Consider the following 14,346-nt stretch of genomic DNA (forward strand, 5'->3'; position numbering starts at 1 on the left):
AATATAATTTACTTGTAATTAATAAGTTAAAGTAACACCCGCACCCCAACCTATTTCTTTATCATAGTTTCCGGAAAAGGATAACCATTTCTGCACAATGTACCGAAGTCCTGTAGAAAACTCACCGTCCGAATTGATGCTAAAGTTCCCTCTCAGCCTTCTGGAAAGCGGTATATCTTCACGGCTAAGCTCCAATAAAACTTTTCCGTTTTGATCAACACTTGCGTCAGCAGTAATCAGCATTGGCAATACATACTGCATACCCACCATCAATGCAAATCTGTTTTTTGAAGCCTTCTGCTGTCCAAACCAGGTCTTTTTACCATGAAATTCCATTCCCAGATCTTCTGCCATCTGTCTCTCCATGATCTCATGATTTTTCTGCACTCTAATTCCTGCATAAGGTAATACCCATTGAAATTTACCTAAGAAACGCCCTACTTTTGCACTTCCTTCAAAATGATCAAAATTCCAGTTGGTATGAAATTCATTCAGATTGGCCCATCTCGGTCCAAACATCGTCATTGTTTCTGCATGGATCTTATTGCTTGCTATATCCAGCATTGCCATAGAACTGGTCATTTTATTATCCTGTATAAAGTTTTTCCAGGCCAGCTTTCTGTTCGGAAGCTGTGGATTGGGTTTCGAGTTTTCATAACTGAAAATTCTTCCCATCCCTGCCATCATATGGTATAGAATATGACAGTGGAAGAACCAGTCTCCGTCCTGGTTGGCCGCAAATTCTATGGTTACAGTTTCCATCGGCATGATATCCACTACATTTTTCAGCGGAGAATACTCTCCTTTTGAATTGATTAATCTGAAATCATGACCATGAAGGTGCATCGGGTGACGCATCATGGAATTATTATAGAGTTTAATTCTAAGGACTTCTCCTTTCTTGATCAGAATTTTATCTGTTTCTGTAACGGTTTTGTTATCCAGTGTCCACAGATAATGATTCATATTTCCTTCCAGTGTAAATTTCATTTCACGAAGACTGTCTGTGGGAAGAATTGTTTTCTCAGGAGATTTTAAAATATTATAAGAAAGTCTCTTGATTGTTTTCTCTTCCTTCATCTCCATTCCTGAGTGTTGAGAATGATCTTCTTTTTTATCTTCTTTGGTTTTCACTCCCATCATTTCATTGATATGCTTTGCTGTAGTTTTTCTTTGATTTTCAGATAATTCCGGATACATGACTTCGTTCATATCCATCACCTGATTTCCCATCGTCATATTCATCGGCTTCATATTTCCGCTCATCTCCATCATACCGTTCATCATTTTCATTCCTTCAAAAAGCATCAACCTTGGAAGATTGGGAGCTTCAACCTTTTCACCTGAACCCAGCCAGAAAGAAGCATGTCCTATTCTGTCTTCAGAAGTCGCTCTGAACTCAAAACTTTTGTTTTCTGGAATCGTAACTTCAATGTCATACGTTTCGGAAACTCCGACAATCAGACGGTCAACTTCTATAGGAACTACATCATTTCCGTCATTTCCCACTACTTTTATTTTTCCTCCGCCATAATTCAGCCAGAAATAGGTAGATGAACCTCCGTTCGCCACTCTCAATCTTACTTTATCACCCGCTTTTAAGTTAGAATAATCTGAACTTGGTGTACCATTGATCAGGAATTTATCGTAATACACATCACTTACATCCATGGCTTCCATTCTTTTCCATTCATTCAATGCCTTTGTTCCCAGGTTTCCCGACTTAATCGCTTCCCAGTAACTTTGTACAGCGTTTTTCTTTACCGCATACCAGTCTGTGTTGGCCATATGAAGTCTTCTTGCAATCTGCATGGGATCATCATCACTCCAATCTCCCAGTAATACCGGAATATCAGCATTGTATTCTGTTTTGGGTTCACCTTCTCTTTTCTTGAAAACCAGAATACCGTTCATTCCTATCTGTTCCTGAAGCGCTTCGTGAGAATGATACCAATACGTTCCGTTTTGAGAGATTCTGAATTTATATAAATGGGTTTCTCCAGGTTTTACAGGCTTGGTGGTAAGATACGGAACTCCGTCCTGTTCGTTGGGAAGAATCACACCGTGCCAGTGTAGTCCTGTATTTTCTTTAAGCATATTATGCAGATAGATCTCGGCTGTATCTCCTTCCGTAAAATATAGAGTCGGAGCCTGAAGCTTACCATTGATTGCAATTGCTCTTCTGTTTTTTCCTGTGAAATTCACAATAGTATCTTTTACATAGAGGTCGTAACGAACTGTTTTCCCTCCAAAGGTAATTCTCCCGTTTTCAGAGTTCCTTTTTAAAACAGAACCTTCTGCCTTCAGTTTATCTGTATGGGAATGATCCTCTTTCTCCTCAAGTTCCATCCCGCATTTAGGACATTTTCCCGGTTTGTCTGAAACTACTTCCGGATGCATCGGACATGCATAGGTAATTTGAGAATGGATTGTATTTATTTTTGTTTCTGAGGATTTTGCTTTTGCCTCTGTTATAGATTTCGCTTCCGGTTTGGTTACCGATTTTGACTTTACGGCAGCAGTTTTCTTCTCCAGAGTCATTCCGCATTTCGGACAGTCTCCAGGTTTAGAAGACACCACTTCAGGGTGCATCGGACAAGTATAAACGTTTTTTGTAGTTTGAGCGAAAGTTAATACAGAGAACAAAAGTATCAGAAACATTATCAGCTTTTTCATAATATTTCGAACTTCTTAGAAGTTGCAAAGCTTAAAGTTAATTATAGTTCAAGCCATGCAACTTATTATTTTAAAAAATAGTATGGTAATTATTTAATCTCCGACTTTACACTTCCACATGTAAGCATAGACTTTCCGTAATATGGATTAACGATCTGTTTTTCATCGCTTAGCCAGCTTCCGTCTGCCATTGGGCAATATTGAACATAAACTGGTTTTTCAGAAAGCTTGAACTGCTTGGTCAGAGCAATCATATTATCTGAAAGGTTTAAGAAAGTTTCTCTTTGTGCAGCAATAGTTCTTGCATCGGAAATAACAGAAGCATCTTTTCTTAGAACATTAAGATTTCCTTCTGAAACTACTTTATAATCAATAACAGAAGCTGTTTTAATGAATTCTGTTGCAGCTTTTGAAGTTTTATCCGCATCATCTGAAGCTAACGCTGATTTGATAGCAATATAATTCTGATATAGTTTAGAAACCTGAGCATCCTTTTTAGATTGTGCAGATAATGAAACGATTGAGAATAATGATAAAGCTGCTGTGATGATATATTTTTTCATTGTTTTAAATTTTAGAATTAATTTTTAATAAAGAATAATGGATTACGCATCAGTAAATGCGTCAGAACATGTCGCTCATAACAGTATATGCTTATACCGCAAACGACTGACAAATTCTAAATTCTAAAATTACAATGATTGATGTAGATAGCTATCAGACGGCCTTCAGGTGGTGCATTGATCTGAATTTGAGTAAATTTAGTGGCAGAAAAAGATTTATCAATGAAAGTAAACTGATGTTTCACCGGAATCTCTGAAACAGCACTTAAGAAATCAACATTCAGATAATCAGATTTCTGGGAATCGTCTACTTTTACGATTTTGATCTCCGTTTTGCAACATCCTTTCTTTTCTTTAACACCACATTTCGCACAGATGTCATCCGCTTTCTGACTTACAGAAATAAATTCTTTCATACAATAATGAATGCTAAAAGCTGCTCCGGAAGAAAATCCGAAGTAGAAAATAGAAAACAATATGGCAAGAATCTTTTTCATTAGTAAGACAAAGGTAAAAATATCTCTGAAACCGTTGTTATAGAATTTGGTAATGTTGTTATAAAATTCGGGTAAACAAAAAAGCTTCCGGATTTTCGGAAGCTTTTATTTTATTTTTTGATCTCAATTCTATAGTTTGAATTCCAGTTTCACATTAAAGAAACGCCCTGTAAGACGTACCGGAACAGGATACATATAATTGCTGTTATAGTCCGTGATCCATTGGTTAGCAACAGTGTTGTTGATGTTAAATGCATTGAAAACCTGAACACCTAATGTAAGTTCCTCGAAATTACCCCAGAAACCCGATCTCTTATTTTTTTCTTTCGGATCAATAAATACCTTTGTTAATCCTAAGTCTACTCTTTTATAAGAAGGCAGCGTCTGCTGATAATTATAAGCTGAACCAAAATCAGGTTGTCCGTTGCTGTTAAACATTACGGGAGCTCCTGTAGGCAATCCCATCGCATACACTAAGGTAAGGTTTACACGCATAGACGGAAAGCTTGGCATATAATCCTGATAGAACATCGCAAACCTCAACCTCTGATCTGTAGGTCTCGGGATATCTCCTCTTCCATCAATATTCTCATACACTCTTGCATAACTCGCAGATAGCCAAGAATCTACACCCGGAACAAATTCTCCGAATAATCTGGTATCAATACCATAAGCATATCCTTTAGAATTATTCTGCCCGGAATAACGGATCCTTACATTATCCATATAATATGGAATCAGGTTATCCATTTTCTTATAATAAAGTTCTGTAGTCAGCTTAAAGGGTCTGTCATACATCTGGAACTCGTAATCATTGGCAAGAATTACCTGGATAGAGCGTTGTGACTTTATATTGGAGTTAAAATTACCGTCCAAATCTTTGATCTCTTTATAAAAAGGAGACTGATAGTAAATACCTCCGGAAATTTTGAACAACATATCGCTGTCCCAATCCGGTTTGATCGCAAACTGTGCTCTTGGAGAAAATATTGTTTCTTTATTGAAACTCCAGTTCGCCACACGTACTCCCGCATTCACGAATACTTTACTGGCTCCCCAATAAAACTTCTGTGAATACTGTGCGTATGCTGAAAGTCTTGTAGGCTCAATATTATTTTGCCCGGCAATATAATAAGCAAGCTTAAGATCTCCTGTAGTTCCGGTTCTCGGATCAATGACTTCCGGTCTTGGAATGCTGTATCCTGCAGAATCTACTAATTTCCATTCATTGGTAAGATCTTTCAGATTTTCTTTTTCATATTTAAATCCAACCTCAAAGTCTGTATTAACATTGGGAGAGAATTTTGCTCTGAACTGTGTTCCGTATGTTCTTACAAACAAGTCATTTCTTGCATGTTCTATCTGCCCTCCAACATCGAAAGACGTTACAGGCTGCTGCGTCACAGGATCAAAAGTTTGAAGCTCGTAGGCTGACTGTATTGTGTAATACTCTCTTTCTCTGTTCTGATAAGCAAAGGCATCCAGTGTAAGCTTCCATTTGTCTGCAGGCTTATAGTTCATGGAAAATGTACCCATCATATTTTTATATTGGTCATTTTCCTGCCCTCCATAGCCAATATTTACAGTGATAGGCTGCTGAAGACTTCCAAACGTAACACTTTTCGCTTTAGGAATCATCTGATAATCATTCTTGGAATAATATCCGATGAATGACATCGTGAATTTATCACTCACATGATAATTCAGATAAGACTGAAAATCCCAATACGTCGGGTTAAAATCTGTATCTTCTTTTAAAGTATTAAGAACAAGATTGGTGTTTCTGTATCTTCCGGAAAATAAGGCTGTAAATTTTTTATTTTTGGAAGCCAGGCCTGTTGTCAGCCTTCCTCCAATTAAACTTGCCTCTCCTGAAACTTCAAATTTTTCAGGCTCACGGTAATAGATATTTAAAGCAGAAGACATTTTATCCCCATATTTGGCTTCAAATCCTCCTGCGGAAAAATTCACTGCGGAAACCATATCCGGGTTAATGATACTCATCCCTTCCTGCTGAGAGTTTCTGATCAGGAAAGGTCTGTAGATTTCAATATCATTAATGTAGATAAGGTTCTCATCATAGTTTCCACCACGAACCATATATTGTGAAGACAGCTCGGTGTTGGAGTTTACGGAAGGTAATGTTTTAAGCAATCCTTCAATTCCTCCATTAATAGAAGCTACTGATTTCGCTTCTTTCGCTGAAATTCTTACGTTGGTAAGGTCATTGGTTCTTCCTGTTGCTTTTTTCTGGAAGACAACTTCCTCTATATCGGTTACTTTAGTAGTCGCTGTATCTTTTTTCCTTTGTTGGGAGAAAAACAGTACAGGGACCATAAGGCTTAGCGGTAAAACTAGTTTTTTCAAAAGAAATGTTTTAGAATTTCTAAAATTAATGTTTTTTTAACAATTACAAAATCGATTCTCTAATTCTTGTCAATTTTTGTAACAAATCTTCTAATAAATCTAATCTTAACATGTTGGCACCATCAGATAATGCCGTTTCCGGTGTAGGATGCGTTTCGATGAAAATTCCGTCTGCTCCTACTGCAATTCCTGCTTTGGCAACGGTTTCAATAAGATCCGGTCTTCCTCCTGTAACCCCTGAACTTTGGTTAGGTTGTTGTAAAGAGTGAGTAACATCCAAAATCACTGGAGCGTATTCTCTCATCGTAGGAATTCCTCTGTAGTCCACAATAAGATCTGTATATCCGAAAGAATTTCCTCTTTCAATAATAGCTACTTTCTGATTGTTAGAATCTGTAATTTTCTGAACGGCAAACTTCATTGCTTCCGGTGAAAGGAATTGCCCTTTTTTCAAAGTCACACACTTTCCTGTTTGTGCTGCAGCCACCAATAAATCAGTCTGACGTACAAGGAATGCAGGAATCTGTAATACATCTACATATTGTGCTGCCAATGCTGCATGCTCATTCTCATGAATATCTGTAGTGGTAGGAATATTGAAGGTCTCTCCTACTTTTTTAAGGATTTCAAGAGATTTCTCTTCACCAATAGTTGTGAAAGAATCTACACGGCTTCTGTTTGCCTTTTTGAAACTTCCTTTGAAGATATAGGGAATATTATATTTATCTGTGAGACTGATTACTTTTTCAGCAATTCTTAATGCCATATCTTCTCCTTCAATGATACAAGGGCCGGCAATAAGGAAAAAGTTTTTTGAATCTTTGTGCGAAATATTATCTAAATACTGAATCATTTTGTTGTAATTAAAAAGTTCAGTAAAAATACTGAGAAAGTTTCACAAATGGAAATTATTTGTAGGGTTTAGGGTTTAGGGTTTAGGGTTTAGGGTTTAGGGTTTAGGGTTTAGGGTTTAGGGTTTAGGGAAAGTTAAGAAACAATAATCTGGGCAAAGTATTGCTTTGATTAATTTTTTACAATGCTTGTGGAATGCGAGATTAGATTCCTTCGGAATGACAAACTGTGAGTTTTATTCATTCCTTTATAAAAAATATACTATCTGTGGACTATTATTTATTCAATAGGAACGGGCTTTAGCCCGTTTAATAAAGATAAAATACTCAATTGGCTTTAGCCAAAACCTAAAATAAGCAGAAAATATTTTAATTCATCTTTTTCAAAACCTTCTCAAACGTATTCACATTCCTGCTGGTAAACTGATCTTTAAGACTTTTTTTGCCCAATACTTTTCCAAAGGTAGAATCTAAGGTATTGCCCTTCGGCACCTGCCAGTAAAATATATCATTGATAATCTCTGCCTTTTCATTTTCTGCCTGTGCAGCTTTCTGAAATTCTTCCATCAGAACTTTTTCAACCCCTGGAATTCCAACAAAACCATAAATATGAAGTTCATCATTTTTTTCGAAAGGAATACTGTTCCAGAAAACCTCAGTTTCTTCCTGAGATTTTACAAACAAAAAGGCTTCATAAGAAAAGTACTCTGACATTGCTTTTTCCAGAATGACCTTTAAATCTCCAATACTTTTATCTGAAGAAAATACAATATTTCCGGAAGCCAGTATTGAACTCACGTCTTTCATTCCGGCATCTTTAAAAACCTGGCACACATCAGCCATTTTCATATTGGTTCCTTTTACGTTGACACCACGGAGAAAAGCACAGTATTTCATTTTTTTCAGGGATTAGGGATTAGATGATAGGTTGCAGGTTGTAAGTTTGAGGGTTTGAGGGTTTGAGGGTTTGAGGGTGAAAAAATTATAAGAACTCCTTATTTTTTTAATCTTTAAATGCTTAAATATTTCAATCTTTTAATCAACTCTAATGTACAAATTATAGTCTGTTCCTGAAGGTTTCAGGTGGTAAATTTTTTCTAAAATCTTATTATTACTTTTCAGATGATCTTTCACCCGGAATTCTTTTAAAAGCCTGTAGTGAGTTTTATAATATTCTGAATTTGCCGTATTTCCTTCGTACAGATTCTGGTAAGAAAGAAGATATTTCGGTTTTCTTGTCTTTACGGTATTGATCCAGTAATTTACCTTATCTTTTTTTATTTCCTCCTGAATTTCTTTATCTACCAGCCCAACCTCATCAATCGTTTTTAACCCTGAAAAATAAGGAACATAACCTGCTGGTTCAAGCAAGATCCATTGATTTTTATCTTTTTCATATTGATGTAAAAAGGTACCAATTGTTCTGCGGTAGTTCCATTCCCCATTTCCTGTTGCGATACAGTGAACAGTCTGGAAAACAAGCATGGGGAAAATATAGAATATCACAAGCAATGACAGCCATAGATTTCTCTTTTCTTTCTGTTCCAATACAAAAATAAGAATAGGAACAAAAAGCAAAAGCTGCGGCACCCAGTAATACCAGTCGAACAAGCTTTTCTGAGAAATAAAAATGATTTGTTTTGCCCATCCGAAAAGAAAAATCATCCACAAGAAGTAGTTTCTCTTCTCTCGTTGTCTGATCAGATAAATAAAGCAAAGCAGTTCAAAAATCAAGACTACAATGGTGAGAGGATTAAAATCTCCCGGAACTTTCAGCATTCCCCAGAAGTTTCCGAAGCTCTTAAAAAAGTAACCAATATGCTGCTGGATCGTAAAGTTCTCGCTATAAAGAAGTTTTTTTGCAGTAATGGTATTATTAACCAGTTCGCCAAAGTAAAACCAGTTGAAGGCAACTGTGGCTAAGACTCCCAGCACTCCGCCAAAAATATAATTCCATCTGATTTTTCTGTTCCAGAATAGATCCACTAGAAATACAATTCCCAGGAAGATTACTGTATCAATCCTTGTAAACATGATTAAAACAGGAAGAAGTGTCACTACCCATTTTTTCCCTTTGTTAAATCCGTAGTACAGCAATGCCATCTCCAGAAAAAACAGAATTCCGTATTCCATTCCAAGAATTGAAATTTTAATGGATGGCGGCAAAATCCCTATCAAAAATATAAAGATAACTTTATGCCATGGATTTTTTAAAACCAAATGAGACAGCCATAACGTTCCTATGGTAAACAGTAAAGAATTAAAAATCAAAAGAGGTTCAATAAAGTTTTCTTTTCCAAAAACAAAATTGAAAATATAGGATACAAATACATACAGATGTGTGGTAGAGGCAGAAATCTTGGTATCTCCATTGAAGCCGATTACTCCATAATCCAACAGGTTCTGAGCAACCCTCCAGGTAATAAATGCATCTTCCTGAATGTAGTGCGTTAATAAAAAAAGAAGCTTAAAAAGAACCGTAGCAATGACGGCATAGATTGGGAATTTGCTATTTTGTGTTTCGGACATTATGTATTTTTACTTTCACAAATATAACCTTAATATTCAGGATTCCCAATAATAAAAAAACGGAACCGAAGTTCCGTTTTAAAGTATTTTTATTTTGTCGCTTTGATAATCGCGTTGGTAATCTGATTTTCCTTTTCTTTTGAATACGTAGAATCATATGGTTCCATGACATCAAATAAGTACTGATAGAACGGCGTGATCTGCTGAACATTTTCAGACTCTTTCATCGCCTTATCTCTGCCCATTTCCTGAAGATCTTTGATAAATACATTGAACTTCTTGTCAATCGGCTCTATGGATTTTACCAGATAAGCATAGGCTTTTTCTTTCTGTCCGATCTTTGTGTAAGCGTCTGTTACTGCAGAAACAACAAGAGAATATTCCATTGGTTTTGTTCTCATTTGTCTTCTCAGATAGCTTTGATCTGCTTTAGAAAGACTTAAATAATAATCATATTCTTCAAAGATCCCTTTCTTAAGTACCTCAGCAAGCTGAAGACCTTTCTGTTCCTGACCTGCAATGATGTATCCTGAAACAATTGAACTTAAAGAACGAGGATCATTATATTTCTCTGCTGGAATTTCTTTCGCTGCAAGATCCAGAATTTCTAATGCTTTAGCTTTCTGTCCGCTTAACGCAAGGGCTGCCGCCGCTCTGCTTGCTGACATTCTGTAGCTGATGATATTGGAAGTAGCCGTTTCATCAAAGTGAGCATTTAAATTCTTGAAGTTCCCCCATCTGAAGTTTTTCACTACATTATAAAGAGAATTAGTATCTACTCTTCCCATATCTCCATCAGCTGTCGGAGGCGTTTGGATAGGAATTAATCTGTAGCTGAATCCGTCAAACTGAAGGTAATCGTTCAGATAGAAAATATTCTCGCTGTCATAAATCCCTCCTGATGAGAAGTTGATCGGACGCTTCCAGTCGAAGTTCGCTAAAAGATCCATCAGAATAAGGTTGTTCTTATAAAGTGTATTTCCTTTGTAAGTAATCATGATTTGATTGGCTACATTCGGAAGATCTTCTTTGTTGATGATTCCAGCTTTTAAAGCATTTTCTTTATTTACAGGAAGGATGAATTTGTTTACCGGAAGGATATTGTATTTTTCGAATTTCTCTTCTCCAAAATACATTTTCAACAATTCGTCTTTTTCAGGAGATTTGAATTTAATGAATTCAATTGCTTGCTTCAATGTTAAAGAATCCTGAGTAAGATACTTTCTGAACGATTGGAATTCTGTTTCCGGAGCTCCCTGTTCTTTCAGCATAGAGAAAACACCTTCCCAATCTTCCTTCTTCATCATATAAATCTGGTCATTTACTCCATCTCTGTAATCATCGTGTGTCAACTGGCTAGGAATACCCATAGCGTTGTACGTTCTTCTTTTCACCTGATCCAGATTCCATGGCGTTGAAGCAAGGGTAAAGTTCACTACCTTCACATCATCTCTTAACTGCTCTGTTTCCTGAATAGCCCAAACCGGATAAGTATCATTATCTCCGTACACGAAAAGGATATCGTTTTTCGGTAATGATTTTAATACTGAATATGCATAATCATACGCTGTATATCTGTCGCTTCTGTCATGAACATTATAGTTTTGGAAGCCCATCATGAAAGGTACTCCTAATAAAACCACTCCTAAAGCAATGTTAGCTCCGTTTGATTTTATTTTAGACTGTAAGAACCATAGGATGGCTCCTGCTCCCAATCCAATCCAGATCGCAAACGCATAGAATGAACCTACCATTGCATAATCTCTTTCTCTCGGTTCAAAAGGTTTTACTCCTGTATAGAAAACAATCCCTACACTTGTCAAAATGAATAAAGATAACAAGGCATAGAATCTTCCGAAGTCTCTGTTCAATTGGAAAAAGAATCCGATCAAACCTAAAATTAATGGAAGGAAGAAGAATTTTACTGTACTTTCATTCTTGAATTTAGCAGGCATTTTATCCTGATTTCCTACAGTAGCATTATCAATGAAAGGAATACCGGAAATCCAGTTTCCTTTTGTGCTTTCCATGTTTCCTTCAAGGTCATTTTGTCTTCCTACGAAGTTCCACATCAGGTATCTTACAAAGTAATATCCGTTCTGGAAAGTAATAAAGTAATCCATATTCTGAAGTAATGAAGGCTTCTGAACATTGATCAGGTTATAAGGTTTTACTTTCAGATAATCTGAAGCGGTAATGGATTTGTCTTCATATTTAGCTCTCAGCTCATCAAAAATCTGCTTAGCCTGTGGATTGTCTGCCACATCTTCATTACCATAGTTGAATGTAAAATCAGGAGCACCATACATAGAAATATAGTTTGCCATTACATCCTTATCCTCATTAAACATTCTTGGCATTAAGCTCACCTGAGACTTGTTGAATACATAATTGAAACGGTCTCCGGTTTTTCTGTATGTTCCGGTTTTTTCGTCTTTTTCGTAGATCTCTCCGGTTTTTTGTGTTTTAAAACTTCCGTCTTCGTTCTTTTCAATTCCGTTAGCATCAAGGAATGCGGTGTAGTTTTGCCCGTAAATTGTAGGCCAGTCACCATACTGCTCTCTGTTATAATAATCCAGCATACCAATTGCTGTATCAGGATCATTAAGGTTCATCGGTGGATTTGCGTTGGCTCTGATAGGAATAACCATCCAGCAAGAGAACCCAATCATCATGAAAACTACAGATAATGCAGCGGTCTGATAGATATTTCTTTTTGCTTTTCTTGCATACTTAATTAAGAAATAGCAAATCGCTACCATTAAAATAAACGCTGCAATTGTTCCTGAGTGGAAAGGAAGTCCAAGACCATTCACAAAGAAAATCTCAAGTCTTCCGAACATCGTCATAATTAAAGGGAAGATAATTTTGAAAACAATAATCAAAATCCCCAGTGTAATAAGGTTTGCCCAGATAAAGTTTTTCCAGGTAAACTTATAATTTCTTGCATAGTAAACCAGACATACTGCAGGAATCGCTAGCATACACATCATGTGCACTCCCACAGAAAGTCCTAAAATAAAGAAAATAAGAATAATCCATCTTTCACTGTCTCCCGCTTGATACTCATTCTCCCATTTGGTGATTAACCAGACCAAAAGCGCAATAAACATAGAAGCCATAGAGTAAACCTCTCCTTCTACTGCCGAAAACCAGAATGTATCTGAGAACGTAAAGCAAAGTGCTCCTATCGCTCCGGCAAATAAAATAGAGATTTCCTGATGTTTTGTAATTTCTTCAAAATCTTTGTTTAAAAGCCTTCTCACAAAATGAGTGATCGTCCAAAACAAAAATAAAATAGTAAGCGCACTGAACAATGCAGACATCGCGTTGATCACGATAGAATAGTTTTCGCCTTTCCCTAATGCAAAAATGGCTGCCACGGCACCCACTATCTGGAACAAAGCAGCTCCGGGAGCGTGCGTTACTTCAAGTTTTACTGCAGAAGAAATGTACTCGCCACAATCCCAGAAACTGAAATTGGGTTCTATGGTGGACAAGTACGTGAAAAAAGCAACGACGAAAATCACCCATCCTGAAACGGTGTTCCATTGCCTAAAAGTCCAATTTTTCATAGTATTAAATCAATTATGCGAAAATAAGGCTTTTATCTTATTTTATGCGGGTTTTAACAAAATTTAAAAATTTTGGCGTAGTATTTGCGATTATACTCGTGTCAAAACTGAAAATACTAAAATATTTTTTTACAAACTATGCCCTAGAAATCAAACAAAAGTTTAGTAATTATTTATTTTTTTGTATTTTTGCAGTCAGATTTTTATTGAAAATAACAAATAATGAGTAATGTTTACGATAATATTCTTGGCCTAATAGGACACACTCCTATGGTGAAGCTAAATACTGTTACAAAAGATATTCCAGCAACCGTATACGCCAAGTTAGAATCATATAATCCTGGACATTCCACCAAAGACCGAATCGCACTTCATATTATAGAGAACGCAGAGAAAAAAGGCCTTTTAAAAGAAGATTCTGTAGTTGTAGAAACTACTTCCGGTAATACCGGGTTTTCTATTGCGATGGTATGTATCATTAAGGGATATAAATGTATTCTTGCAGTAAGTGATAAAACAAAACCTGAAAAAATTGCTTATCTGAAAGCATTGGGGGCCACGGTGTATATATGCCCGGCCAATGTACCGGCGGATGATCCCAGATCATATTATGAAGTAGCTAAAAGAATCGCTCAGGAAACCCCTAATTCTATTTACATCAATCAGTATTTTAACGAACTTAATATTGATGCACACTATCAGACGACAGGTCCCGAGATCTGGGAACAGACAGAAGGTAAGATCACTCACCTTTTTGCCTGTACAGGAACTGGTGGTACGCTGTCCGGTTCTGCCAAATTTTTGAAGGAAAAAAATCCTGATATCAAAATTATTGGTGTAGATGCTGATGGTTCTATCCTTAAAAGCTATCACGAGACAGGTGAAATTCATAAAGAAGATGTACATCCTTATCAGATCGAAGGAATGGGTAAAAACCTGATCCCTTCCGCCCTGCTTTTCGACAAGGTGGATGAGTTTGTAAGGGTAAATGATGAAATGTCCGCGTACAGAACCCGTGAAATTGCTTTGAAAGAAGCTATTATGGGAGGTTATACTACCGGAGCTGTAACACAGGGATTGATGCAGTATGCCCAGTCTCACGAGCTTACAGAAAATGATATAGTTGTTTTAATATATCCTGACCACGGTTCCCGATACATCACTAAAGTATACAGTGATAAATGGATGGCCGAACAGGGATTTGTCAACAACTGTGTTCACAATTACGACGAAGTTTTCAAAACAGAGTTTATCAAATAAGAACGAATAAAATCACGATACAAATAAA

The 14,346-nt window shown here is 36.7% G+C and carries 9 protein-coding genes; 1 reads left to right on the forward strand and 8 read right to left on the reverse strand.

The window, feature by feature from the left end; genetic code table 11:
- Nucleotides 1-18: 18 nt before the first annotated feature.
- From REB14_RS00520 to REB14_RS00555, 8 genes are all read right to left on the reverse strand, one after another.
- Nucleotides 19-2,676: a multicopper oxidase domain-containing protein gene (locus REB14_RS00520; RefSeq protein WP_309521223.1), complete on the reverse strand. Its 2,658-nt coding sequence runs from the start codon at nucleotides 2,674-2,676 to the stop codon at nucleotides 19-21.
- 89 nt (nucleotides 2,677-2,765) lie between these two features.
- Nucleotides 2,766-3,239 carry a DUF3347 domain-containing protein gene (locus REB14_RS00525; RefSeq protein WP_079241807.1) on the reverse strand — a complete coding sequence of 158 codons (474 nt, stop codon included), beginning with the start codon at nucleotides 3,237-3,239 and terminating at the stop codon, nucleotides 2,766-2,768.
- A gap of 116 nt (nucleotides 3,240-3,355) precedes the next feature.
- Complete coding sequence (locus REB14_RS00530) at nucleotides 3,356-3,736, reverse strand: HYC_CC_PP family protein (protein ID WP_238594414.1); 381 nt, start codon at nucleotides 3,734-3,736, stop codon at nucleotides 3,356-3,358.
- 129 nt (nucleotides 3,737-3,865) lie between these two features.
- Nucleotides 3,866-6,103: a TonB-dependent receptor plug domain-containing protein gene (locus REB14_RS00535; RefSeq protein ID WP_079241808.1), complete on the reverse strand. Its 2,238-nt coding sequence runs from the start codon at nucleotides 6,101-6,103 to the stop codon at nucleotides 3,866-3,868.
- 43 nt (nucleotides 6,104-6,146) lie between these two features.
- The gene (kdsA, locus tag REB14_RS00540; protein WP_079241809.1) at nucleotides 6,147-6,956 is read right to left on the reverse strand and encodes a 3-deoxy-8-phosphooctulonate synthase; all 810 of its coding nucleotides are present in this window, start codon (nucleotides 6,954-6,956) and stop codon (nucleotides 6,147-6,149) included.
- Nucleotides 6,957-7,323: 367 nt separating this feature from the next.
- Nucleotides 7,324-7,851 (reverse strand): DUF1697 domain-containing protein, encoded by a 528-nt coding sequence (locus REB14_RS00545; RefSeq protein ID WP_079241810.1) that lies wholly within the window; start codon nucleotides 7,849-7,851, stop codon nucleotides 7,324-7,326.
- 138 nt (nucleotides 7,852-7,989) lie between these two features.
- Nucleotides 7,990-9,483: an LTA synthase family protein gene (locus REB14_RS00550; protein ID WP_079241811.1), complete on the reverse strand. Its 1,494-nt coding sequence runs from the start codon at nucleotides 9,481-9,483 to the stop codon at nucleotides 7,990-7,992.
- A gap of 89 nt (nucleotides 9,484-9,572) precedes the next feature.
- The gene (locus tag REB14_RS00555; protein ID WP_309521224.1) at nucleotides 9,573-13,058 is read right to left on the reverse strand and encodes a glycosyltransferase family 117 protein; all 3,486 of its coding nucleotides are present in this window, start codon (nucleotides 13,056-13,058) and stop codon (nucleotides 9,573-9,575) included.
- A gap of 222 nt (nucleotides 13,059-13,280) precedes the next feature.
- Here REB14_RS00555 and REB14_RS00560 point away from each other — a divergent pair, with 222 nt between their 5' ends.
- On the forward strand, nucleotides 13,281-14,318 hold the full coding sequence (locus tag REB14_RS00560) for a PLP-dependent cysteine synthase family protein (protein WP_034697765.1): 1,038 nt from the start codon (nucleotides 13,281-13,283) through the stop codon (nucleotides 14,316-14,318).
- Nucleotides 14,319-14,346 lie beyond the last annotated feature (28 nt).

It is taken from the genome of Chryseobacterium metallicongregator (genome assembly GCF_031324065.1).
GTDB lineage: Bacteria > Bacteroidota > Bacteroidia > Flavobacteriales > Weeksellaceae > Chryseobacterium > Chryseobacterium metallicongregator.